The sequence below is a fragment of the Asanoa siamensis genome, assembly GCF_016862555.1.
Taxonomy (GTDB): Bacteria; Actinomycetota; Actinomycetes; order Mycobacteriales; family Micromonosporaceae; genus Asanoa; species Asanoa siamensis.
This window is the reverse complement of sequence record NZ_BONE01000004.1, coordinates 1-24,012: the sequence shown is the minus strand read 5'-3', so window position 1 is coordinate 24,012 and position 24,012 is coordinate 1. Positions and strand designations below refer to the sequence as shown.

Annotated in this window: 20 protein-coding genes; 10 read left to right on the top strand and 10 right to left on the bottom strand. The window is 73.2% G+C overall.

The genetic code is table 11. The features are described 5' to 3' along the window. Positions 1-26: 26 nt before the first annotated feature. Positions 27-3,704, bottom strand: a complete 3,678-nt coding sequence (locus tag Asi02nite_RS03830) for an NIDO-like domain-containing protein (RefSeq protein WP_203710721.1) — start codon at positions 3,702-3,704, stop codon at positions 27-29. A 348-nt stretch (positions 3,705-4,052) separates the two neighbouring features. Here Asi02nite_RS03830 and Asi02nite_RS03825 point away from each other — a divergent pair, with 348 nt between their 5' ends. The 6 genes from Asi02nite_RS03825 to Asi02nite_RS03800 are packed head-to-tail and all read left to right on the top strand — an operon-like array spanning position 4,053 to position 10,185. Beyond that, the gene (locus Asi02nite_RS03825; protein WP_203710720.1) at positions 4,053-5,324 is read left to right on the top strand and encodes a glycosyltransferase family 4 protein; all 1,272 of its coding nucleotides are present in this window, start codon (positions 4,053-4,055) and stop codon (positions 5,322-5,324) included. Between the two features lie 51 nt (positions 5,325-5,375). Continuing rightward, positions 5,376-6,320, top strand: coding sequence for a YveK family protein (locus Asi02nite_RS03820; protein ID WP_203710719.1), 945 nt, complete (start codon positions 5,376-5,378; stop codon positions 6,318-6,320). A gap of 56 nt (positions 6,321-6,376) precedes the next feature. Next, on the top strand, positions 6,377-7,666 hold the full coding sequence (locus Asi02nite_RS03815; RefSeq protein WP_203710718.1) for an O-antigen ligase family protein: 1,290 nt from the start codon (positions 6,377-6,379) through the stop codon (positions 7,664-7,666). Positions 7,667-7,673: 7 nt separating this feature from the next. Continuing rightward, entirely contained in the window at positions 7,674-8,516 is an 843-nt protein-coding gene (locus tag Asi02nite_RS03810) for a glycosyltransferase family 2 protein (RefSeq protein WP_203710717.1), read from the top strand. Continuing rightward, a complete protein-coding gene (locus Asi02nite_RS03805) occupies positions 8,510-9,352 on the top strand; it encodes a glycosyltransferase (protein WP_203710716.1) in 843 nt (280 codons plus the stop codon). The genes Asi02nite_RS03810 and Asi02nite_RS03805 overlap by 7 nt, the downstream gene beginning before the upstream one ends. Positions 9,353-9,369: 17 nt before the next feature. Next, positions 9,370-10,185, top strand: coding sequence for a serine hydrolase domain-containing protein (locus Asi02nite_RS03800; RefSeq protein ID WP_203710715.1), 816 nt, complete (start codon positions 9,370-9,372; stop codon positions 10,183-10,185). Here the strand turns inward: Asi02nite_RS03800 and Asi02nite_RS03795 are convergent. The 4 genes from Asi02nite_RS03795 to Asi02nite_RS03780 are packed head-to-tail and all read right to left on the bottom strand — an operon-like array spanning position 10,182 to position 14,287. Beyond that, positions 10,182-10,508 carry an Rv1322 family protein gene (locus Asi02nite_RS03795; RefSeq protein WP_203710714.1) on the bottom strand — a complete coding sequence of 109 codons (327 nt, stop codon included), beginning with the start codon at positions 10,506-10,508 and terminating at the stop codon, positions 10,182-10,184. The two genes, Asi02nite_RS03800 and Asi02nite_RS03795, sit on opposite strands and share 4 nt — an antisense overlap. 16 nt (positions 10,509-10,524) lie before the next feature. Next, positions 10,525-12,309, bottom strand: coding sequence for a 3-hydroxyacyl-CoA dehydrogenase family protein (locus Asi02nite_RS03790; protein WP_203710713.1), 1,785 nt, complete (start codon positions 12,307-12,309; stop codon positions 10,525-10,527). Between the two features lie 59 nt (positions 12,310-12,368). Beyond that, entirely contained in the window at positions 12,369-13,232 is an 864-nt protein-coding gene (locus Asi02nite_RS03785) for an alpha/beta hydrolase (protein WP_203710712.1), read from the bottom strand. After that, positions 13,229-14,287, bottom strand: coding sequence for an alpha/beta hydrolase (locus tag Asi02nite_RS03780; protein ID WP_373312139.1), 1,059 nt, complete (start codon positions 14,285-14,287; stop codon positions 13,229-13,231). Before Asi02nite_RS03780 ends, Asi02nite_RS03785 begins: the two co-directional genes overlap by 4 nt. Before the next feature lie 82 nt (positions 14,288-14,369). Between Asi02nite_RS03780 and Asi02nite_RS03775 the strand changes: the two genes are divergently transcribed. After that, the gene (locus Asi02nite_RS03775; RefSeq protein WP_203710710.1) at positions 14,370-15,875 is read left to right on the top strand and encodes an aldehyde dehydrogenase family protein; all 1,506 of its coding nucleotides are present in this window, start codon (positions 14,370-14,372) and stop codon (positions 15,873-15,875) included. On the opposite strand, the gene Asi02nite_RS03770 is transcribed toward Asi02nite_RS03775, so the two are convergent. From Asi02nite_RS03770 to nucS, 5 genes are read right to left on the bottom strand one after another with little or no spacing between them, the layout of a single operon-like run. Then, the gene (locus tag Asi02nite_RS03770) at positions 15,847-18,579 is read right to left on the bottom strand and encodes a tetratricopeptide repeat protein (RefSeq protein WP_203710709.1); all 2,733 of its coding nucleotides are present in this window, start codon (positions 18,577-18,579) and stop codon (positions 15,847-15,849) included. The genes Asi02nite_RS03775 and Asi02nite_RS03770 overlap by 29 nt on opposite strands. A gap of 5 nt (positions 18,580-18,584) precedes the next feature. Beyond that, positions 18,585-19,925, bottom strand: coding sequence for a hypothetical protein (locus tag Asi02nite_RS03765; RefSeq protein WP_203710708.1), 1,341 nt, complete (start codon positions 19,923-19,925; stop codon positions 18,585-18,587). Continuing rightward, a complete protein-coding gene (locus Asi02nite_RS03760) occupies positions 19,918-20,994 on the bottom strand; it encodes a hypothetical protein (RefSeq protein ID WP_203710707.1) in 1,077 nt (358 codons plus the stop codon). The genes Asi02nite_RS03765 and Asi02nite_RS03760 overlap by 8 nt, the downstream gene beginning before the upstream one ends. Beyond that, on the bottom strand, positions 20,991-22,097 hold the full coding sequence (locus tag Asi02nite_RS03755) for a hypothetical protein (RefSeq protein WP_203710706.1): 1,107 nt from the start codon (positions 22,095-22,097) through the stop codon (positions 20,991-20,993). Before Asi02nite_RS03755 ends, Asi02nite_RS03760 begins: the two co-directional genes overlap by 4 nt. A gap of 37 nt (positions 22,098-22,134) precedes the next feature. Further along, the gene (gene nucS, locus Asi02nite_RS03750; RefSeq protein ID WP_203710705.1) at positions 22,135-22,794 is read right to left on the bottom strand and encodes an endonuclease NucS; all 660 of its coding nucleotides are present in this window, start codon (positions 22,792-22,794) and stop codon (positions 22,135-22,137) included. Between the two features lie 44 nt (positions 22,795-22,838). Here nucS and Asi02nite_RS03745 point away from each other — a divergent pair, with 44 nt between their 5' ends. The 3 genes from Asi02nite_RS03745 to Asi02nite_RS03735 form a co-directional block, all read left to right on the top strand. After that, on the top strand, positions 22,839-23,444 hold the full coding sequence (locus tag Asi02nite_RS03745; protein ID WP_203710704.1) for a DUF4126 domain-containing protein: 606 nt from the start codon (positions 22,839-22,841) through the stop codon (positions 23,442-23,444). Positions 23,445-23,518: 74 nt separating this feature from the next. Next, positions 23,519-23,779: a hypothetical protein gene (locus Asi02nite_RS03740; RefSeq protein ID WP_203710703.1), complete on the top strand. Its 261-nt coding sequence runs from the start codon at positions 23,519-23,521 to the stop codon at positions 23,777-23,779. Beyond that, the coding region (locus tag Asi02nite_RS03735) for a hypothetical protein (RefSeq protein WP_203710702.1) at positions 23,776-24,012 on the top strand (237 nt) is incomplete at its 3' end. The genes Asi02nite_RS03740 and Asi02nite_RS03735, both read left to right, overlap by 4 nt.

Below are 24,012 nucleotides of genomic sequence, written 5' to 3'. Positions count from 1 at the left end.
CGACCGTCCGGTTGGTCACGGGGACGTCAGTTGGGCGTGAACACGACCGCTGTGCCGTTGGTGAGCACGCCCTGGTTGTGCGAGTGCTGCACGGCGTTGACGCCGGCCGCGTCCTCGATGCCGACCGTGGCCGAGTCACCGCGTTCCCGACCCGACGCCGCGAGGTCAGCGTAATTGAAGCTGATCTCACCATTCTCGGCGAGTACGACCTGAACCGACATCCGCGCCGACGACGAGCCGTAGAGCCCGGTGTTGAACCAGTCGACGACGAACTGCCGGTTGGGCGCGGAGCCGACCACCTTCGTGCGGATGACGCTGCCCGTCCGCTGCACGAGGTCGTCCCAGAAGGGATAGAGCGCCGCGTTGGGCAGCGCGGCGGCCGGGATCGCCGTGTTCTCCGGGGTCGCGCCGTTGGGGTTGACGAACGACAGCACGCCGTTGGTCGACACCCACGCGGTGCTCTGCTGCTGCCCGTAGAACTCGAAACCGAAGGGCAACGAGACCTGGGTGTACGCGTCGTCGCCGGCGAGCGGCAACGCCGTGCCGTCCGCGGTCGACACGTACGCCCGTTGCGCCGTCGTCTTCGTGTAGTCGCCCTCGCCCGGCGGCGGCCCGGTCAGCGTCAGGTTGGTGGTGTGGGTGCCGCCCGCCGTCACCGTGACCGGCGCGGAGCCGGTGAAGCCGCCCGGCGCGGTGCCGGAAACGGTGTAGGCGCCCGGCGGCACCGCGGTGAACTGGTAGGAACCGTCGGCCGCGCTGGTCGCCGTGCGCCCGGAGGGCGACAGCGTCAGCGTCGCGCCGGCCAGCGGCGCGCCGTTGGCACTCACGACACCCGAGATGGTGCCCGAGGTCGGCGGCGGGTTGCCGCCCGGCGGCGTGAACGTCACCGTCGTGCCGTCGCGCAGCACCGGCTGGTCGAACGAGTGGGTCAGACCGACGGTGCCCGAGCCGTCCTCGATGCCGACCGTGGCGGAGTTGCCCTCCTCACGGTCGTTCGTGGACAGATCGCCGTAGTGGTAGGTGACCGTGCCGTCCTCGCCGAGCACCGCGGAGAACCGGATGCGCCCCGAGGCGGAGCCGTAGTAGCCGCTGTTGCGCCACTCCACGACGAACTTCCGGTTGGGCGCCGTGCCGGTCACGCCGGTGCGCACCGTCGAGTCGGCCCGCTGCACCAGGTCGTCCCAGAACGGGTAGAGCGCGGCGTTGGGGGTGCTGGCGTTGGGCAGCGGGCTGTTGACCGCGATCAGCCCGGCCTGGCCCGGATCCGCGAACGACACGAAGCCGTTGGTGGACACCCAGGCGTTGCCGTATTCCTGGCCGTACAGCCGGAACGGGAACGGCAGCGACACCTGGGTCAGCGCGTCGTCACCGGTCAACGGCAGCGTCGCGCCGTCGGCCGCGACGAACGGCTGGCCGGTCTGCGTGGAGCAGGTGTAGCCGAAGCTGTCGACGCAGCCGCTCGTGCCGGTGAACGTCGCCGTGTAGCTGGTGGCGGCGGTCGGCGCGGTGATGACGTGGCTGTTCGCGCCGCCGTCGGACCAGGTGGCGAACGTGTAGGTGCTGCCGCCGGAGCTCTGCGGCGACGGGGCGCTGACCGTGTTGGTCGAGCCCTGGATGACGGTCCGCGTGAACGGCGTCGTGCCGGTGAACGCGCCCGCGTTGAGCGACAGCCCGGACGGGTTGCTGCGGAACGTCAGGTCGACGGTCTTCGGGTCGAGCTGCCGGGAGGTGGTGTGGCTCAACCCGTCGGCGTCCGTCGCGGTCAGCTCCAGCTCCAGATAGGACGGATAGTCGTGGTCCGGCGCGACGAACGAACCGCCCGCGACGCCCGACCACTGCTGCACCTCGTGCACGTGGCAGTTGCCGACGCTCTCGCAGTGGTGCATCCGCAGCCGCCAGGACAGCCCGCCGGCCGGCAGCGTGCCCTGCTCGGCGTCGGTGGCGTGCCCGGTGAAGGTCAGCGTGTCGCCGACCTTCCAGGTGGTGCCCGCGGCCGGGGTGTCGATCGCGGCGACCGGCGCCGTGCGGCCCGGCTGGATCGTCACGAGGTGCGTGTCGGTCGCGCCGAGCGTGTCGGTCACCGTGAGCTTCGCCGTGTAGCTGCCCGCGGCCGGGTAGGTGAAGCTCGCCGTCACGCCGGTCGCGTCGGTGGAACCGTTGTCGGTGAAGTCCCACGCGTAGGTGAGCCGGCCCTGGTCGGCCGGGTCGGCGTCGGTCGAGGCGCTCGCGTCGAAGTCGACCCGCAGCGGCTGGCCCGCGACCGGCGTGGCGCTGAACGTTGCCGCCGGCGGCTGGTTGCCCGGGAAGTAGCGGATCCGCCGGACCGTGCCGCCGAGGTCGACGTAGTAGAGCTCGTCGCCGGGCCCGATGGCCAGGTCGACGGGGCCGGCCGCGGCCTGCCCGAACGCCTCGATGTTGGCGGCCGACGGCAGGCCGCCGGACGCCTTCATCGCCCAGATGCAGTTGCGGGAGTAGTCGGCGAAGAACAGCCCGCCCGCGTACGCCGCCGGGTAGTTGCCGCCACCGGCCGGGTAGAACGCCAGGCCGCTGGTGGCGTCGCCGCCGTTGCCGCAGTTCTCACCCGGCACGACCGCGCCGGTGTGGTTGTAGGTGTAGTAGGGCTGGGTGTGCCCGCCCGCGGTGTAGAGCGACTCGCACAGGTTGAGGTTGGCGCCGTCGTAGGAGCCCATCCGGCCGTTGCCCTCGAAGCACGGCCAGCCGAAGTTGGTGACGCCCGCGGTCGGGTTGGTCACGCGGTTGACCTCTTCCCAGACGTTCCAGCCGACATCCCCCGCCCACACCTCGTTGGTGCCGGGCCGCATCGTCAGCCGGAACGGGTTGCGCAGGCCGTTCGCGACGATCCGGCGGGCGTTGGCGTCGGCCGAGCCCGACAGCGGGTTGCCGGCCGCGGCCGCGCCGGTGGCCGGGTTGAGCCGCAGCACCGTGCCGTCGAGGCCGGTCGGGTCGCCGGTCGAGCGCACGTCCTGCGAACGCAGCGCGCCGCCCTCGGCCGTCGGCGGGTTCATCGTGCCGCCGACGCCGGACGGCGGGTCGGCGCACGGGTTGCGCGGGTTGCCGAGCTGGCCGTAGTCGGTGGCGCTGAAGCTCGCGCCGTCGCCGCTGCTCACGTAGAGCATGCCGTCGGCGCCGAACTTGAGGTCGCCGATCGAGTGGCTGGGGAACTGCTGGCACCAGTCGGTGATGAGCACCTGCTCGCTGCCGGTCATCACGTTGCCGGCGGCCTGCAGCCGGGACAGCCGGCCCTGCACCACGCACTGGCCGTTGTTGGCGTCGCCGCAGTTGTCGTTCCAGTAGGGCGCCGTCTGGCCGGGCGGTGCGTCGTAGGTGTAGAGCACGTAAACGAAGGGGTTCGCCGGGAAGTCGGGCGGCAGCGCGAGGCCGAGCAGGCCGCGGTCCCAGACGTTGAAGACGTTGGTGGACAGGTCCGCGAACACCGTCGGGGTCGGGTCGGCCAGGTTGTCGTAGACCTTCACCCGGCCGCCCTTCTCGGCGACGAAGATCCGGCCGTCGGGGGCGAACTCGATGTTCGTGGGCTGGCTCAGCCCGCTGAACACGATCTGTTCCTGGAAGCCGCTCGGCAGCGTGGTCGCCTCGGCCGGGTTGGCCGGGCCCAGCGCGCCGAGCCCTCCGGCGACCAGCGCCGCGGCCAACAGGGCGCGCAGCGGACGTCGTGGGCGCGTCATGCGCCACCTCCCCCAAAGATTCACATGTACGCATCCGGTGCGCAGGCGCACAGGCTAGCGACTGGATCAAGTGGAGGTGATGTCTGATTCCTGACGGGCCATTCCCAGCAAATCCGGCGGACCACCACCATCTGGTGGCACTTCCGGGATTTAGCCGACCGACCCGCCAGCAAGTATGGTCCGAGACTCCGACGAGCAATCGACCGATCAGCCACGCCCATGTAGTGAAGTCGACACTAGCGGCGCTCCGGTCACCCTTGCCACGCGTGGCTCGGATAGAGCATCGTCGCCTGTGTTAAGTCTCCCTTAAGGGAACACACAATCTGTCCACAGTATCCAGAGGTGGAGATGACCAAATCGCGGGGGCACGTGGTCATCGTCGTGGTGAACCTCCCGGTCGAGCGTGATCGGCGGGTCATCCGCGAGTGCCTGGCGCTGGAAGAAGCCGGCTACCGGGTCACGGTGATCTGCCCGCGGGGTTCCGCCGGCCTGACCCGCCTGCCGGGCAGCCGGGCGACCGACATCCGGTCGTTCCCGCAGCCACTGGCCGGTTCCGGCGTCCTGTCGTTCGCCTTCGAGTTCGCCTGGTCGTTGCTCGCCGTGACGTTCCGGCTGCTGGGCCTCATGCTGCGCACCCGCGTCGACGCGGTGCAGGCGTGCAACCCGCCCGACGTCTTCTGGGTGCTGGCGGTGCTGATGCGCGCGCTCGGCCGGCCGTTCGTGTTCGACCACCACGACCTGAGCCCCGAGCTCTACGAGTGCAAGACGGACACCCCCGACCCACGGGTGCTGGCCATCCTCAAGTGGTTCGAGAAGATGTCGTGGCGCTGGGCCACCGCCGTGGTCTCGACCAACGAGTCCTACCGCGACCTGGCCATCACCCGCGGCGGGCTCGACCCCGGCAAGGTGGTCGTGGTGCGCAACGGCCCGACGATCGCCGAGGTCGCCTTCGACGGCAACCTGCCGCACACCGGCCGGCACCAGATCGTCTACCTCGGCGTCATCAACCCGCAGGACCACGTCGACGCGGCGGTGCTGGCCGCCGAGCGGCTGATCGGCCTGCGCGGCAGCGCCGACTGGAAGATGGTCGTCGCCGGCGACGGCGACAGCCTGCCCGAGCTGCGCGCGCTCGCCCGTGCCCGCAACCTCGACGACGTGGTCGAGTTCCGCGGCTGGCTCGAGGCCGACGAGGTCGACGCGCTGCTCAACACGGCCACCGTCGCGATCCAGCCCGACCCGCCGACGAAGATGGCCGAGCTGTCGACGATGGCGAAGACCGTCGAATACGTGGCCCGCGGTCTCCCGGTCGTCGCCGTCGACCTGCTGGAGACCCGGCGCACCGCCGAGGGCGCCGCGCTCTACGTGCCGACCGGCACACCCGACGAGCTCGCCAAGGCGCTGGACCTGTTGCTCAGCGACGGCGCGGCCCGCGCGACGATGAGCCGCGTCGCCCGGCAGCGGTTCGTCGACGAGCTGGCCTGGGACCACCAGGCCAAGTCGTACATCCGACTGTGGGACCGGTTGCTGGTCGAGACGCGAAAAGGCTACAAATCAGGTTCACCGGTGGGGGGAGGCAACCGACCGGCGAGCCCTCGTGATACCAACCAGACGGTCAACTGACGACCCGACGCCCCCTTCTTTTCCCGCCGCATCCGATCAAAGGGCCTTTTCATGGACCTCCTTGACCTCCTCAAGCTCGTCGTCCGGCGGTGGTACGTCGCGGTCCCGGTCGTCATCCTGACGCTGGCGGCCGCGGTCGCCCTGGGCAGCTCGATCCAGCCCGAATACAAGACCACGGCCACCGTGATCCTCGTCCCGCCGACCACCTCGGTGAGCACGCCGGCCAACGGCGCCACGCCGGCGCCCGGCAACCCGTGGCTGCGGATCGGCGAGACCCAGATGGCCCAGGCGGTCCAGATCGCGGCGTCGTCCGGCGAGGCCCGGCAGAAGGTCGTCGCGGCGGGCGGCGACTCCGCCTACGAGATCACGCTGGTCACCCGCAGCTCGATCATGTCCGTGGAGATCTCGAGCGAGACCAGCGCCAAGGCGCTCGCCACCGTCGAGGCGGTCACCAAGCTGATCAGCGACGAGGTCAAGGCGCGCCAGGCCGAATACAAGCCCAAGGCGGGCGAGGAGATCAGCACCCAGGTGCTCGACCCGGGCCTCAACGTCACGCCCTCGCGGTCCAACGTGCTGCGCGCCCAGATCGTCGTGCTCGCCGTCGGCCTGCTGCTGATGGCGGCCGCGGTGGTGGCCTACGACGCGATCGCCCGGCGCCGCCTGACCAAGCAGGTCAACGCGCGCGCCGGCATCCGGGGCAACGCCACCGCCGGCTCCGCCGCGGTCGAGCAGCGCCGCCCGCAGCCGCCGCTGGCCAAGCAGGTCGGGCCGGTCAACCGTCCGGTCGCCGGGCGCGACGCCGACGTCGAGGCCGACGAGCCCGCCGACGCGACCCAGATCATCCGGATCAACAGCACACCGGTCACCGCCAACGGGCACGCCGCGAGCGGCAGCCCGCAGCAGGTGTCGGCCGACTTCGTGCGGGCCCCCGAGACCGACGACACCATCCTGCTCACCGCGGTGCGGACGCCCAGGCCTGACGACGACCAGCAGTAGTGGCCGTAGTGCAGACCTATCTATCAGCGCGGAGAACGGCGACCGTCTACGACGGCGTGACACCCAGCGTCATCGACTTCCGGGACGCGACAGCCTGGGTGAGCTTCACCATCTTCGCGATGTACCTGCTGCCCGCCCGGCTGATCTTCCCGCCGCTGACCACGCTGGGCCGCCCCGGCGTGATGGCGGGGCTGCTCCTGTTCGTCTGGTGGATGCTCACCCGGCTGCACCCGTCCCTGGTCACCCGCGGCCAGCAGCCGATGCGCTGGGCGCTGGCGTTCTACTTCGTGACGATCGGCACCTCCTACATCGCCGGCCAGGCCCGCGGCCTCGACCCGCTCGAGGCCAACCAGGCCGACCGGACCGTGCTGATGGCGTTCGCCGCCGGCGGCATCCTGCTCGCCGCCTGTGACGGCGTGCTGACCCGCGAGCGGATCGACACGGTGCTGCGCTGGCTCTGTTACGGCTCCGCGGTGATGGCGCTGTTCGCGTTCACCCAGTTCGCGTTCCGCCAGGACTTCACCGGCTACCTCAAGCTGCCGCCGGTGCTGCAGTTCCAGCGCGACCTGGTCGGCTTCGACGACCGCGGCGGCGGAGGCCTGGTCCGGGTGGCCGGCACGGCCGGCCACTACATCGAGTTCAGCGTGCTGATGGTCGTCGCGCTGGTGGTGGCGATCCACTATGCCCGGTTCGCGGCCACCCGCCGGGATCGCCAGATCTTCGCCGGCATCGCGATGATCGTCGCCGGCGTCATCCCGATCTCGCTGTCCCGCACGGGCGTGCTCGCGCTGGCCGCCGCCATCCTGCTGCTGATCCTCGTCTGGCCGCTGCGCACGACGTTCAACGTGCTGGTGGTCGGCGTCTTCCTGACCGCGATCATCCAGGTCGGCAAGCCCGGCCTGCTCGGCGCGCTGCGCTCGCTGCTGTTCGCCGGCTCCAGCGACCCGAGCGTGCAGGGCCGGCTCGAGGACTACGACTACGTCGCGCCGTTCATCAGGGAACGACCGTGGTTCGGGCGCGGCTTCGGCACCTGGCTGCCCGAGATGTACCAACTGCTCGACAACCAGTGGCTGGGCACGATGGTGACCACCGGCATCATCGGCGTGGCCGGCCTGGCAGTGCTCTTCCTCGTCGGCATCGTGGTGGCCGCCCGCGTCCGCCGGTTCGCCAAGACCGACAGCGACCGCGACCTGGCGGCGGTGCTCGCGGTCGCGATCGGCGTGATGGCGGTATCGGCGTTCACCTTCGACGCGCTGTTCTTCTCGACCTACCTGTTCACGATGCACCTGCTGCTCGGCCTGGCCGGCGCGATGTGGCGGCTGACCCGGGCACAACGGCTGAACTGAGGAAGACATGGGCGGCATCGACATTCTGATGATCACGTACGACCGGCCGGAGTACGTCCGGCTGTCGCTACCGCACCTGCTGGACAGCTGCACCGACGACGCGCGGGTCTGGCTGTGGCACAACGGCTCCGACGCCGCGACGCTGGCGGCGGTCGAGGAGTTCCGGCACGACCCGCGCGTGCACCGGTTCCACCACAGCCCCGTCAACGCCGGGCTGCGCGAGCCGACCAACTGGCTGTGGGCCGAGTCGTCCGGCGACTACCTCAGCAAGGTCGACGACGACTGCCTGCCCGACAAGTCCTGGCTCGAGGTGCTCCGCCGCGCCCACGAGGACGTCCCCGAGTTCGGGGTGATCGGCACCTGGCGGTTCCCGGAGTCCGACGTGCGCCAGGACCTGGTCGACCGCAAGCTGGCCGACTACGCGGGCGGGCACCGGCTCATGCGCAACCACTGGGTGCAGGGCAGCGGCTACCTGCTCAAGCGCGCGATGGTCGAGCGCACCGGTCCGCTGGCGGAGGACGACTCGTTCACCTCCTGGTGCCTCAAGGCCGCGCGGCTCGGCTTCGTCAACGGCTGGGTCTACCCGTTCCTGCCCGAGGACCACCTCGACGACCCGCGCAGCCCGCGGACGATCTACCACACCGACGAGGACTTCCTGGCGCGCCGCCCGCTGTCCGCGCAGAAGACGGGCGTACGCACGGTCGCGGAGTGGACCGAGCAGATGAAGCGGTCCGCGTACGTGGTCCAGGCGGCCTCGCTCGACCTGCGCGAATACTCGGGCTGGCGGGCGCGCGGCAAGTCGCTGTCCAAGCGGGTCCGCCGCGCGATCACCGGGCGCGCACCGTGGTGAGCATCGTGGTGGCCGCGCACAACGAGGCGACGGTCATCGGGCGTACGCTCCGGCACCTGCTCGACGGCGCCGACCCCGGTGAGTTCGACGTCGTCGTGGCGGCCAACGGGTGCACCGACGACACCGCGGGGGTGGCCCGCGCGGTGCCGGGCGTGCGGGTCGTGGACGTCGCCGTGGCGTCCAAGCCGGCCGCCCTCAACGCGGGCGACGCGGCCGCCACCAGCTTTCCCCGGATCTACCTCGACGCCGACATCGCGCTGACCGCCGACGGCGCCCGCGCCCTGGCGGCGGCGGTGTCCGGGCCGGGCGGGGTGATCGCCGCGGCGCCGCGCCGGGTGCTCGACACGGCCGGGCGGCCCCTGCTGGTGCGCGCGTACTTCGCCGTCAACGGCCGGCTGCCCGCCTTCCGCGACGCGCTGTTCGGGCGCGGGGCGATCGTGCTGTCCAAGGACGCCCGGGCCCGCTTCGACCGGTTCCCCGACCTGGTCGCCGACGACCTGTTCCTCGACGGGCTGTTCGCGGTCGGCGAGAAGCGCGAGGTCGCGGCGGTGCCGTCGGTGGTCGCCACCCCGACCCGCACCGCGGACCTGCTGCGCCGGCTCGGGCGGGTGCGCGGCGGCAACACCGCCCTGCGCGAGGCGGCCGCGGCCGCCGGGGCGACCCTCGCGGTGCGCCCGTCCCGCAAGGCTTCCTGGCTGGTCGACGTGGTCCTGCCGCGCCCGTGGCTGTGGCCCGCCGGGGCCTGCTACGCGGCGCTGACCCTGCTCGCCGAACGCCGCGCCCGCCGCACCCCCGCCGGCGCCGCCTGGGCCCGAGACGAGTCCACCCGCACCTGACCGCGTACCTTTGCCGCGTGGTTGATTCACAAGCCCTCGCCCTGGTCGGCTCCTGGCCGGTGCGCACCGTCGCGGTCGCCGTCGTCGGCAAGGACGGCGTGCTCGCCCGCACCGGCCCGGACACCCCGCTGCCCTGGGCCTCGGTGACCAAGCCCCTGACCGCGCTCACCGCGCTGGCGGCCATCGACGACGGACTCTTCGGGCTCGACGACCCGGCCGGGCCGCCCGGCTCGACCGTGCGGCACCTGCTGGCCCACGCGTCCGGGCTCAACTTCGGCGACGACCAGGTGATGAGCCAGCCCGGGAAGCGCCGGATCTACTCGAACCGCGGCTTCGAGGTGCTGGCCGACCACGCGGCAAGGCGGGCCGAGGGCAGCTTCGGCGACCTCATGATCGACCTGGTGCTGGACCAGCTCGACATGCCGAACACGGTGCTCGAGGGCTCGCCAGCCGCGAAGGTGACGGGCTCGATCGGCGACCTGGCCAAGCTGGGCCGCGAGCTGCTGGCGCCCACGATCGCGCCGGCACTGACCCGCGAGGCGGCGAAGGTGGCGTTCCCCGGCCTGGCCGGGGTGCTGCCCGGCCACGGGCGGCAGGACCCCAACGACTGGGGTCTGGGCTTCGAGATCAAGTCGCACAAGCAGCCGCACTGGACGGGCACCGACAACTCGCCCGAGACCTTCGGGCACTTCGGCCAGACGGGCACGTTCCTCTGGGTCGACCCGGTCGCGGGCCTCGCCCTGGCCTGCCTCACCGACCGCAACTTCGGCGAGTGGGCGGCCCCGCTCTGGCCGGCCCTCTCCGACGCGGTCCTCGCCGAGTTCCGCGCCTAGCCGTAGCGGGGCGCGCTGCGCGAGCGCATGATCCCGGGCGCCCGGCGGTCGCGGGCGCGCCAGCAGCCGCTGTGCCAGTGCCGGCGGTCGGTCAGGTCGCCGCGCTCGTCGGCCGGCCAGACCACCACGTGCGCCGTGCCCGGGCGGATCTCCTGGTCGCAGCCCGGGCACCGGTAGGTCTTGGCGCTGGCCCCGCCGGGCACCAACCGCACCATCCAGTCGCCGTGCCGGTCGCCCTCGACCGACCCGACGCCGCGGCGCAGCGCCTCGTCGTCGAGCGGACGGCCTTCATCGCCCTTCGGGCGGTTGCGACGCGGGCTCACGACCCAAGATTAGGGCTCACTGGGTGTGGTCGCGGAATCCGCGCCCGGCCTTGCGTCCCACGTACCCCGCGGTCACCAGGTGTTCCAGCAGCGGCGCCGGCGCGAAGCCCGGCTCGCGCAGCTCCAGGTAGAGCTCGCGCTGGATGGCCAGCGCCACGTCGAGGCCGACGGTGTCGAGCAGCTCGAACGGGCCCATCGGGTAGCCGCAGCCGAACTTCATCGCGTAGTCGATGTCGTCGACGGTCGCGTACGACGCCTCCAGCATCCGCACGGCGTCGTTCAAATAGGGGAAGAGCAGCGCGTTGACGATGAAACCGGACCGGTCGGCGCACTGCACCCCGTTCTTGCCCAGCGCGGCGACCAACGCCGCGGCGGCCCCCGCGGTCTCGGGCGAGGTGCGGATCGTCCGGACGATCTCGACGAGCTTCATCACCGGCGCCGGGTTGAAGAAGTGCAGGCCGATCACGTCGGCCGGCCGCTGGGTGGCCATCGCGATCTCGATGACCGGCAGCGACGAGGTGGTGGTGGCCAGCACGACGCCCGGCTTGCAGATCTCGTCGAGGGCGGCGAACACGGCCTTCTTGGCCGAGATCTCCTCGACGACCGACTCGATCACGAGATCGGCGTCGTCGAGGTCCTCGAGCCGGTTGGACCAGGTGACCCGGCCGAGGGCGGCGCCCTGCTCCTCCTCGGTCAGCTTGCCCTTGACGACCGCCTTGGCCAGGGAGCCGCGGACGGCCTCGGCCACCGCCGACGACTGCGCCTCGCCCCGGGTCACCGAGACGACGTCGAAGCCGGCCCGCGCCACGACCTCGACGATCCCGCGGGCCATCACGCCGGAGCCCACGACGCCGATCGTGGCGATCGCGGCGCTGTCGCCGAGGCTCGCCGGCGCGGGCGGCGCGGTCAGCTCGTCGGGCACGACCTTGGGCGAGCCGGGACCTTCGTACGTGTAGAAGCCCCGGCCGGTCTTGCGGCCGAGCAGCCCGGCGGTGACCATCTGCTTGATCAGCGGCACGGGCGCGTGCCGGCGGTCGCGGCCGCCCCGCCGGTACATCGTGTCCAGGATCTCGTACGCGGTGTCGAGACCGATCAGGTCCATCAACGCGAGCGGGCCCATCGGCAGCCCGCAGCCGAGCCGCATCGCCGCGTCGATGTCCTCGCGGGTCGCGTACCGCGCCTCCAGCATCGAGACGGCCTGGTTGAGATAGCCGAACAGCAGCGCGTTGGCGATGAACCCGGCCCGGTCGTTGATCGTCACGTCGGTCTTGCCGAGCCGCGCGCAGAGCGCCTCGACGTCGGCGACCACCTCCGGCGCGGTGACCACGGTGCGGACGATCTCGACGAGCTTCATCACCGGCGCCGGGTTGAAGAAGTGCACGCCGATGACCTGGTTGGGCCGGGTCGTGGCGACCGATATCTCGGTGACCGACAGCGACGAGGTGTTGGTGGCCAGGATGGCGTCGGGCTTGCAGACCTGGTCGAGCTCGGCGAAGATCCGCTGCTTGAGCGGGAGCTGCTCGGGCACGGCCTCGATCACCAGGTCGACGTCGTGCAGCGCGCCGAAGCCGGCCGCGAACCCGACCCGGGCGAAGATCTCGTCGCGCTGCTCCGGCGTCATCTTGCCCTTGGCCACCGCCCGGTCGATCGAGCCGACCAGCGTCGCCTGGCCGCGGGCCAGCGCCTCCTCGGTGACCTCGACGGCGACGACCGAGATCCCGCTGCGCGCGAAGACCTCGACGATGCCCGCGCCCATGGTGCCGAGTCCGACAACTCCGACGGTGTTGATCTCCCGCGACACGCAGCGCTCCCCTAACGATCCATCAGGTCAGGGGTCAGTCTGCCATGCGCCGACCCGCGTCAAGCAGCGCTTGCGATCGCGGCGGCGACCTCGGCGGCACCCTTCGGGGCAAGGGTGATCGTGTAGTGGTTGGTGCCCGGGACGTCGCGCTCCGTGATGCCCGGAAACGCCCGCGCCGCCGCTCCCGGCGCGAACATCCCCTCGGGCTGGTCGAGCATGCCGCGCTCGGCCCGCAGGAAGACGGCCGGCACGGGCAGCGCCTCCGGTGCCACCGGTTGCCAGGCGTAGAGGTCGCGGGCGTCGGCCAGCGCCGCCTCGAGCCGGCAGGCCGGGCGCAGCGCGCCACCGTCCTCGACCAGGTCGTAGTCGGCGTACGCCGCCATCGCGTCGTTCCACTCCGCGAGCGACGGGTGCGCCCGCCACAGGTCCTGGTAGGCGCCGCGGTCCGGGAAGGTCAGGGACAGCCGCGCGTACGCCTGCCCGACGGTCTCGGTGATCACGTGGGTGACCTGCTCCGGGCTGGGCTCGGCCGGCGCGCCCGGCGGCGGCGCCAGCGGCGGCCCACCGTCGACCAGCACGAGGCGCGCGACCAGGGCGGGTGCGGTGCGGGCCAGCGCGACCGCGGCCCAGCAGCCCATCGAGTGGCCGACCACGATCGCCGGGCCGCCGCCGTAGGCCCGGATCACCGCGGCCAGGTCCGCCGCGTGCCGGTCCATCCCGTACGGCGCCGGCAGGTCCCGACTGTGCCCGCGGCCCCGCAGGTCGGGGGCGACGAACAGGTGGGTGTCGGCCAGGGCCGGCGCGACCAGGCCCCAGGCCAGGTGATGCGAGGTGATGCCGTGCGCCGCCACCACGAGCGGGCCGCTGTCGCCCCAGACGCCGACCGCCAGGTCGCCGCCCTCGACCTCGATCGCGTCGATCACCGCACCAGCTCCAAGAGCTCGGCGACGAACTCCGCGGGCCGCTCGATGTGCGGCGAGTGCCCGCAGCCCGCGTAGACCACCTCCCGGTAGCTGCCCCCGCCGGCGGCGTACCTCTCCAGCACCGCCCGGGTCTGCCCGACCATCGGCTGCGGCGGGCTCGCCTGCGCGCCCGGCCAGCCGGGCACGGCACCGAGCGAGCCGAGGTACGACAGGTCGAAGAACGAGGTGTCCGAGACGATCGCGTCCCTGTCCCCGCGTACCCAGGTGACGTGGGGCTTGGTCTCTATCGCGACGAGGTCGTCCGCGATGCGGAAGTTGTTGGGCGCCATCGTGTTGAGCACCCCACGGTCGCCGGGCGCGACCCCGGGCCAGTTGTCGCTCGGCACCGACGTGCCGGGGTAGTTGTCGTCACCGGTCACGGTGGAGAGCACGGTGTCGAGCAGCAGGTCCTCGTCGGCGCCGAGCGACGCCGGGTCGGCCACGTAGGCGGTCCGCAGCACCGTGCGCGGGCTCGTCTGGGCGTCGGCCTCGCGGTCCTTGGCGGCCAGCCGGGCGACGAAGTCGGGGTTGGCCGTGCCCGCGCCCGTGCCGGCGAAGTCGGGCGTCGTGGGCGTGCCGTCGAGGTCGCGGGTGCCGCCGAACCCGTACGGCGACAGTGGCGCCTCCAGCAGCAGCGCGTCGACCCGCTCGGGGTGGTCGACCAGCAGTTGCATCGCCACGCCGCAGCCCATCGAGTGGGCCACGACCAGCGGCTTCGCACCTTCTGGGAAGAGTTCCGGCGCCTCCAGGAGGGCTGCCACGTCGTCGGCGAAGTCCCGCAGGCCACGGGTCGCGTCCACCGGCGCCGCCTCGGTCGCGCCGTAGCCGCGCAGGTCGGGGGCGACGATCCGCAGGGTGCCGGGCAGGTGCCGGAGCAGCGGACGCCAGAAGTCGGCCGACGAGCAGTTGCCGTGGATCAACAACACCGGCCGGCCGTCGACCGGCCCGGCCACGAGGACGTTCTGCTCGATCCCGCGCGCCGTCACGCGTACCTGCTGGTGCTCCATGGCCGACATCCTGCACCCACACCACCGCCCTCCGCTGTGTGGGCCATCCACACCTACCGACGGGTAACTGTGACGGCATAGACTCCGCCCCATGACCGCAACGCGAGCCGCCGGTGTCCCGGTCGTCGAGTCGGGCGAGTTGGTCTCGACCAACCCCGCGACCGGCGAGGAGGTCGGCCGGTTCCCGGTCGCCGACGCCGACGACGTGGCCGCCGCCGTGGCCCGGGCCCAGGTCGCCGCCGACTGGTGGGTCGCCCTCGGTCACGCCGGCCGGCGCGCCCGGCTGCTGCGCTGGCGCGGCCTGCTCGCCCAGCGGGTCGAGGAGGCCGCCGCCCTGGTGAGCCGCGAGGGCGGCAAGCCGGTCGCCGAGGCCATCGTCGAGACCGCCTCGGCGATCGACCACATCGACTGGGCCGCCCGCAACGCCCGCCGGGTGCTCGGCCCGCGTCGGGTGCGCGGCCGGCTGGCGCTCGCCGAGTTCTCGGCCCACCTCGAATACGTGCCGATGGGCGTCGTCGGCGTGATCGGGCCGTGGAACTATCCGGTCGTCACGCCGGTGGGCTCGGTGGCCTACGCGCTCGCCGCGGGCAACACCGTCGTCCTCAAGCCCAGCGAATACACCCCGGCCGTGGGCCAGTGGCTCGTCGACACGTTCGCCGAGATCGTGCCCGAGCAACCGGTGCTGCAGGTCGTGCACGGGCTCGGCGAGGTCGGTGCCGCGCTCTGCCACTCCGGCGTCGACAAGATCGCTTTCACCGGCTCCACCGCCACCGGCCGGAAGGTGATGGCCGCCTGCGCCGAGACGCTGACGCCCGTGCTGATCGAGGCCGGCGGCAAGGACGCGCTGATCGTCGACGACGACGCCGACGTGGCGGCCGCGGCCGAGGCGTGCGTCTGGGGCGCGCTGACCAATGCCGGGCAGACCTGCCTCGCGATCGAGCGGGTCTACGCGGTCGCGCCGGTCTACGACGCGTTCGTCGCCGAGGTGGTCCGCCGCGCCGGGAAGCTCGAGGTCGGCTACGGCGACGGCTACGACATCGGGCCGATCACGATGCCCAAACAGATCGACGTCATCCGCCGGCACATCGACGACGCGCTGTCGCGTGGCGGGCGGGCCGTGCTCGGCGGGCGCGACGCGGTCGAGCCGCCGTTCGTCAAGCCGACGATCCTGGTCGACGTGCCGGAGGACTCGGCGGCGGTGCGCGAGGAGACGTTCGGGCCGACGCTGGTCGTCACCAAGGTCGCCGACGTCGACGAGGCGATCCGGCTCGCCAACGACACCGCGTACGGGCTGGGTGGCGCGGTCTTCGGCAAGCGGCGCGCGGTGGCCGCGGCCCGGCGGCTGCGCACGGGCATGGCCTCGGTCAACTCGGTGATCACCTTCATCGGCATGTCGTCGCTGCCGTTCGGCGGCGTCGGCCACTCGGGCTTCGGCCGCACCCACGGCGACGACGGCCTGCGCGAGTTCTCGCGGTCCAAGGCCATCACCACCCGGCGCGGCCCGTCGGCGCTCAAGGCGATGACCTTCGAGCGCACGCCGGCGCACGTCGCCCGGATCGTCAAGGCGGTCAAACTGATCTACGGCCGCTCGCGGTAGCCGTCTCCTTCGCCAACCGGTCGCGCAGGTCGGCGACCTGAGCCGTGTCGGCGACGACGCCCCGCGCGACCGACGCGCGCAGGTCCTCGGCCGCGACCGCCAGCATGCCCGCGACCCGGGTGCGCGGCATCGCCGACAACACCCCGAAACCCTGGGCGTACGCGTCCGCGGCCCGCACCTCCTCGCCGGCGGCCAGCCAGTTGAGGCCGATGTCGAACAGCAGCGCCGACCGCTCGTCGCTGGCCGGCAGCGCCAGCAGGTAGGACTCGGCCGCCGGCGCGTACCGGCCGAGCCGGTGCAGGCACCAGCCGATGCCGTGCCGGGTCCACGCCTCGTCCTCGCCGAAGCTCTCGTAGAGCGCGATCGCCGCCCGGTAGGCGACCTCCGCCTCGGCCCGCCGCCCGACCGTCCAGTGCACGTCGCCGATGCCCTGCGGGCCCATCGGGTTGTCCGGCTCCCGCTCGCGCATCGCCTCGAACGCGGCCAGCGCCTCGTCGGGGAGGCCGCCGTCGAGGTAGCGCAGCGCCCGGCCGAACTCCCAGTGCGCCCACGGGTCGACGGGCTCGACCACGAGCGCCTCGGCCGCCGCCTCCCGCGCCGCCGCCCAGTCCGCGAGCCCCGCGAACACCTCGGCGCGCAACCGGAGCAGCGCGGACGTGCGGGCGACGGCGAGCCCACGGTCGATGGTGCGCAGGGCCTCCGCCGCGTCGTCGCCGCGCGCGACCATGGTCGCCAGGTCGGTCAGCGTCGTCACGTCACCGTGCAGGGCCGCCGCCCGCTCGAGCGTCTCGACCGCCCGCGCCCGGTCACCGAGCGCCAGCCGGGCCCAGCCCAGCGAGCGGAGCAGGCCCACGTGGTCGGGTCGCACCATGAGCCCGCGTTCGGCCGCGTCGACCGCCTCCCCGTAGCGGCCGGCGCCGTGCAGCACGTCCGAGTAGATCTCCAGCACGTCCGGTTCGTCGAGGTGGAGCGCGGCGGCCGCGCCGATCTCGTCGACGAGCGCGTCCTCGTCGACGCTGCCGCGCAGCGCCTCGCACAGCCACCACACGGCGAAGCCCGGCTCGGCGCCCCGGCCCAGCGAGCGGCGCAGGTCGGCGAGTGCGCCGGTGACGTCGCCCAGGGCGTGCCGGGTCGCGCCGCGGCTGGCCAGCGACCAGCCGTCGTCGGGTTGGGCCTCGACGGCCGTGGTCAGCTCGGCCAGCGCGGCGTCGAACCGCCCGACGATCCGGTACGCCTCGCCCAACGCGGCATGCGCCTCGGGGAGATCAGGCTGGCCCTCGGCCGCGGCCTCGAGGTCGGGCAGCGCCCGCTCGGGATCGCCGGTGGTGCGCAGAAGCTGACCGCGGAGCAGCCGGGCGAGCGGGGAGTCGGGCAGGCCCGCCACGGCCTGCTCCGCGCAGCCGAGCGCCTCCTCGTAGGCGCCCTGGTCGAACAGCAGGAGCCCCAGGTAGTAGGCGAGGCTCGGATCGTCGGGATTGGCCGCCCGTGCCGCGCGCAGCGCGGTCTCGGTCGTCGCGGGGTCGGCGTCGCGCCGCAGCCGCGTCACGTAGCCGACCAGCCGGAGCGCGGCGGCGTCACCGGGCTTGATCTCCAGCGCCACCCGCAGGTGGGCCAGCGCCCGCTCGACGTCGGCGTCCGCCGCGGTGTCCTCGGCGCGGATGTAGTAGGCCTCCGCCGCGGTCAGCCGGATCAGCCCGGCCCGCGGCTGGGCGGCCGCCGCCAGCTCCAGGTCGGCGATCGCCTCGTCGTGCTGGCCGCGGGCCAGGCGGAGCTGACCGCGGGCGAGCAGGGCGCGGGCGTCGTCCGGGTCCAGCCGCACCGCCTCGTCGAACGCCCGGTCGGCGGCGGCGTCGTCACCGAGATCGCGGCAGGCGATGCCCAACAGGGCGTGCGCTCCCGCGTGCTCGGGCTCGACCTCGATCGTCCGCTCGAGCAGCGCCCGGGCGACGTCCGGCGCCGCGCGTACGAGGGGCTCGGAGGCCTCGAACAGCATCGGAACGAGCTCGGAGGCCTTCATCGGCACCGAGCGGCCCAAGGTCGCGAACAGCTCCTCGACGTCACCGACGAACGCGCAGGCCCGGGCCTTCTCGGCCAGCAGGTGCGGGTCGTCCGGGGTGAGCTCCAGCGCGCGGGAGTAGGCCGCCAGCGCGACGTCGCCCCGCCCGGCCGCCAGGCTCAGCGCACCCGCGACCGCCCAGGCGTCCGCGGCGACCGGCGGCCGGTCGGTGAGCAGCTCGGCGCGGCCGGTGAGCAGCTCGGCGCGGTCGTGGGCGACCAGCCAGTCGGCCGGGTACGCCCGCGCCGCGGCGGCGATCGCGCGGCCGGCGCCGGCGTCGTCTCCCTGCCGGGACAGCACGCGGGCCAGGCAACGGAGGACGTCGGGGCCGGCGGCGCCGAGGGTCACGGCCCGGCGTAGCACCGGTTCCGCCTCGTCGAAGCGGCCGCTCAGGGTCAACGCGATGCCGTACTCGGCCAGGAACCGGCGATCGGGCCGCGGCGTGGCCTCGAACCGTCGCACCGCCTGGGCGAAGAGGTCCTCGTCGGCGCTGTCGAGGCGGACCCGGCACAGGCCCCGGAGCGTGAAGGCAGCGCCCTGGACGGCCGGGTCGTCGGCGCGGCCCGCCTCCTCCGCGCGCTGCCGTGCCGTCGCGAGGTCGCCCGCGCGATAAGCCGCCCAGGCCCGCCTCAGCCGATCGTCCGTCATCGCGGTCACCGGCCCTGGTAGGGAAGGCGGTAGTCACCGGTCCGGCTCGACGGGCGCGCCTGGGCCGGCCGCCCCGCGTGGCGCTCCCGCGGCAGCATCGCCTTGCGCGGGCCCAGCAGCGCGCGGGCCGCGTCGGCGACCTCGCGCAGCGCGTGCGCGTCGTGCGGGTCGGCGAGCGTCAGCCGCGCCGCCCAGGCGGCGTTGAGCAGACCCCGCACGCTGGCTCCGCCGCTGCCTCTTTCCTGACTCCGGTCGAGTGCGGCGTAGGGCTCCGCCGCCTCGGCGTCCCACTGGATCGCGTCGAAGCCGCGGAAGGAGCTGATGTCGCGCAGCGTGGCGTACGCGGTCGACGCGAACGCGTCCAGCTCGGCCCGCCGCGCCGGGGCCGGGTCACCGCCGCGCTCGCTGATCGCGCCCTGCCAGCACTGCTCGACCAGGTCGACCACCGCGGCGGCCATCCCGTCGACGGCCATCGACCGCAGCACGGCCAGGATGACGTACGCACGGTCCACATCGGACGAATCCGCGCGCATCCGCAGCAGGAGCACCGCGCACGCGTACGCCGGGCCGAGCGCGTAGGCGGCGTAGGCGTCCGCGGCCAGGGTGCGCCGCCGCGCCGGCGGGTCGTCGCCCAGCAGGTTGCCGGCCAGCGGCGACGTGCGGCACCAGGCCAGCCCGGCCTCGTGACCGAAGAGCGGCACGTCCCAGATCGTCCACTCCGGGAACCAGAGCATCACGAGGTCGCCCAGCGCGTGGTCGCCGGTGAGGTCGGCGGGGCGGGCCGGCACCGCCCGCAGCGGCACGGTCAGCTCGTCGAGCAGGCGGTCCGTCAGCTCGCTGACCCGGTCATCGAGGCCCGTGTCGCGCAGGGTCAGCCCGCCGAGCAGGTCGACGTAGTCGGCGAACAGCCGCCGGCCGGTCGTGTCGGTCAGCTCGTCGACCGCGGCCCACGCCGCGGGGCGGTCCAGCGTGCCGGCCCGCAGCGCGCCCTCCAGCTTGTCGATCTCGTCCAGCATCGCGCCGCACCGCGCGCTCATCGTGTCGGTGTTCATCAGCCGGATCATCGAGCCGTCGAGCTGGTCCAGCATCACGCCGGCCCGCGACATCTTGCGATCCAGGTCGATCAGCAGGTCGTCGAGGTCGCCCAGCCGCTCCAGCTCCGGCGCGTCGCCGCGGATCTCCAGGATCATCCGCCGCGCCTCCAGCAGGCCGTCCCAGACGTCCTTGCGTACGCCGCGCAGGCCGTCCAGGCGGCTGTGCCGGCTCTCGGCGAGGTCCGCGACCCGCTTCACCTTGTCGACGTCGTCGCGCAGCTCGGCCAGGCGCACCGCGAGCAGGTCAAGCATCGGCACCCCCCGCGAGGGCTCGCAGCGCGATCGTGTCGACCCGGGCGACCGGCCCGTCGGGGTGCGCCAGCCGCCAGCGCCAGGCGGCCGCGACGATCGCGACCGGATCGCCCGCCGGCGGCTGCCCGCGGTCGAGCGCGTCGACCAGCGGGGCGAGGCCGATCAGCGGGTCGAAGCCCAGCCGGGCCGGCGCGTTGTGGTCGAGCAACTCGACCAGCCCGCGGGCGTCCTCCTCGGCGCGCTTGGGCGGCTCGGTCGTCACGGGGTTGAGCGCTTTCCACCGCCGGGCGACCTCGTCGGCCGCCCTCCTGTGGCCGGCGGCCGTGAGCGGGTCGGCGGCGAGGTCCGCCTGTGCCCGCAGGGCCGCCACCATCGTCCACACGCGCCGGTCCCAGGAAGGGTGGGTGGCGGTCGCGTCGTCGAACCGGTCGGGCCGGGCGCGCAGCGTCATCACCGCGACCGGGTACGCCGGCCCGAGCGCGTAGGTCGCGAACACGTCGGCGAACAGCTCGCCCAGCAGCGGGTCGTCGGACCGGTCCAGGTGGAACAGCACGGGGCGGGCGTCCTTGTCGCCGGGCGCGGGCAGCGCGTCGGCGACCAGGTGGCCCAGCTCGTGCACCAGGATCGGCAGCCCCCAGACGCCCGCGTCCGGGAAGCGCGTCCGCACCAGGCCCGCCAGCCGCTCGAAGCGGTCGCTGTCACCGACCGAGAGCAGCACCGTGCGCCCGATGCCGCCGGCGTCGACGAGCGCGTCGAGCAGCGTCTCGGCGGCGATCCGGGTCGGCCGGAAGAACGGGTGGCCGCGGAGCTGGATGCCCTCCAGCACGGCGAGGGCGGCGGCCAGCACCGGCGCCACCCGGTCGCGCCGCACCCTCTCGAGCCCGGCCCAGCCGGTGCCGGCCACCGCCTCGACCTCACGGGCGCGGGCGCGCAGCAGCAGGACGAAGTCGTCGCGTACGGCTGCCGTGGTGTTGCCCAGGCGCTCCTCGGCCACCAGCGCCTTGCCCACCCGGGCCAGGTCGAGGGTCGCCTGCGCCACCTGGGTCGCGAACCAGTCGCGCTCGCTCATGCGACCCGCACGGCGTCGTCGACGATCAGCCGGACACCCCGGACCGCGCCGACGTGCACGGTGGTGTCGACGTAGTCGATCGCGAGCGCCACCGCGACGGCGCCGATCAACAGCTCGGCACCGAGCAGGGCGAGGGGCAGCCAGGGTACGGCGAAACCGAAGTGGCCCTGGACGAGCAGGATGCCGCCCACCGCCGCCTGGGCCAGGGCAAGCTTGCCGATCACGCTGTCGAACCGCGCGGCGAGGGCGGCCAGCGCCTCCGAACCGCTGTCGAGCCGGCCGAGCACGAGCCCGGCGCCGGCCAGCCGGGCCTCCGTCTCGGTCCGGGTGCGCTCGGCGCCGATCACGTCGCCGAGCAGCGCGGCGCCGACGCCCGTGTCGACCGTGCGGTCGGCGAGGGTGACCAGGTGGTCGCGGGCGCGGGTGAGCCAGTCGAGATCGACGACCCGGCGCAGAGCGCCGAGGGCGGCGGCGAGCGCGCGCAGGCCGAGCCGGACCAGGCGGCCGCCGATGTTGTCGAGGTAGAGCTGCTTGCTGACCTTCTCCCAGGCTTCCTTGAGCTGCTGGGGAGCCTTGCCCGCCACGGTCTTCAGCGGGCCGGCGACGACGTCGGCGGTGCCGGTCGCGATCGCGTCCAGGGTGGTGCCGAGCGCCCCGCGCAGGCTGGCCACGGCCTCGGGGACGTCGCGCGAGGTGACCCGGGCGCTGCCGCGGGTAGGGCCGGGGTCCTCGAGGGTGCTGGTGGTCGCGCGCAGATCGGCCAGGGCACGGTCGAGCGCGGCGCCGGCGTCCGTGGTGGTGGGTGCCGGGGTTTCTCCCACGGCGCCGCCCGCGGCCAGGGCCACCTCGCCGAGCTGGAGCTGGCCGGCCACCACCGCGAGGACCGCGTCCGGGTCGGTCCGTACCCGTTGCTCGGCGCCCTCCGGGCCGAACCAGGCCGTCTCGGCCCGGCCGAGGTCGGCCAGGCCCATCTCGATCGACGCCGCCAACCGCTCGGCGGCCGCGTCGCTCCCCGCGCCGCCCAGTGCGTCCCGCAGGTCACGGCCGGCGCGGTGGGCGGCGGTCGCCGAGCGTACGAACCGTCCGATCTCGACATCGGTCACGCGTACAGCCTGTCATCAGGGACGCGCCGGACGGAAGTCAGAACAACGTCAGCTCGTCCCGCTCGATCCCGCGGAGCTTGTCGTAGTCGACCACCACGCACCGGATGCCGCGGTCCTCGGCGAGCACCCGGGCCTGCGGTTTGATCTCCTGCGCGGCGAACACGCCGGCGACCGGGGCGAGCAGCGGATCGCGGTTCATCAGTTCGAGATAACGAGTGAGCTGCTCCACGCCGTCGATCTCGCCGCGCCGCTTGACCTCGACCGCGACCGACCCACCGGCGGCGTCCTTGTAGAGCAGGTCGACGGGCCCGATGGCGGTCATGTACTCCCGCCGGACCAGCGTGTAGCCCTCGCCGAACGTGGTCGGGTTGGCGGCCAGCAACTCCTGCAGGTGCGCCTCGACGCCGTCCTTGACGAGGCCGGGATCGACGCCGAGGTCGTACGACGTGTCCTGGAAGATCTCCTCCAGGGTGATCCGCAGCTCCTCGCCGGCCTTGTTGACCACCCGCCAGACGCCGGGCTCCTCCTGGATGCGACAGGGCGGGCTCATCCAGTTGAGCGGCTTGTAGGCACGGTCGTCGGCGTGCACCGAGACGGAGCCGTCGGCCTTGACCATCAGCAACCGGGTGGCCGGGGGCAGGTGGGCGGAGAGCCGGCCGACGTAGTCGACCGAGCACCGAGCGATGACGAGACGCACCGCTCCACCCTATGCAAGTGGATCCGTGGTGCCATGCTGAGGTCGTGCTGGAAGCCCTCACCGGCGCGGGCCTCGCGACCTCGGCCGGCCTCAACGCGTACATCCCGTTGCTCGCGATCGGGTTGTTGTCCCGCTACACCGACGTCGTCGCGCTGCCCGCCGGGTGGAGTTGGCTCGGCAACGGCTGGGTGATCCTGATCCTGTCCGGGCTGCTGGCGATCGAGGTGGTCGCCGACAAGGTGCCCGTGCTCGACTCGGCCAACGACGTGGTGCAGACGGTCGTCCGGCCGACCGCGGGCGGGCTGGCGTTCGGCGCCGGCACCAGCACCGCGACGGTCTCCGACCCGGGCAGCTTCTTCGGCTCGCACCAGTGGGTGCCGGTCGCCGTCGGCGTGCTGCTGGCGCTCGGCGTGCACGGCATCAAAGCAACGGCAAGACCTGTGATCAACGTGGGTACGGGCGGCGTCGGCGCACCGGTCGCGAGCACCCTCGAGGACGTCGCCAGCGTGGTGATGTCGGTCGTGGCGCTCGTACTCCCCCTGCTGATCCTGATCTTCCTGGTCGGGTTGGTGCTGTTCTTCGTCTGGGTGCTGCGACGGCGGGGTGCGCGCGCCCGCGCCCGGTCTTCTGGTGGCCAACGGGTCGCCTGAGTCCGGCGCGGCGCGCTCACCTCTCGCATTCCGGCGATAACGTAGCGTTATCGACTCGGGTCGGAGGGGGAACCGTGGCGAGCGTTGCCGAGGTCAAGGCCGCCATCGACGTCGCGATGGCACATGTCCAGGAAGGACAGGAGGCCGTCCGCGCCGCCAACGACAAGCTCGACGAGGCGCGGGCCAGCCTCGCGGCGGCGGTCGACGGCAGCGCGCACGAGTCGGTGGTCGCGGCGCGGTCGGCGCTGGCGCAGGCGGCGGCCGAGCTCGACGAGTGCATGTCGGCGACGCTGGGCGCGATGGAGCAGGCGCAGACCTACGCCGCGGCGCTGTGAGCCTGGTGGAGGCGCTGGCCGACCGGGTGGTCGGGGTCCGCGGGTCGCTGCCGCTCCCCGAGGTCGAGGCGGCGTCGGGGCGGCTGCGGTCGGCGGTCGTGCTGCTGTCGTCGACATTGTCGTCCAGCTCGTCGTCGTCGCCGTCCTTGCTGGCGGCCGCGGTGTCCCGGTTGGACGCGGCGGCGTTCGCGCTCGGGCGGGCCGGCGACGAGTTGTCGCGGTATCTGGCGTCT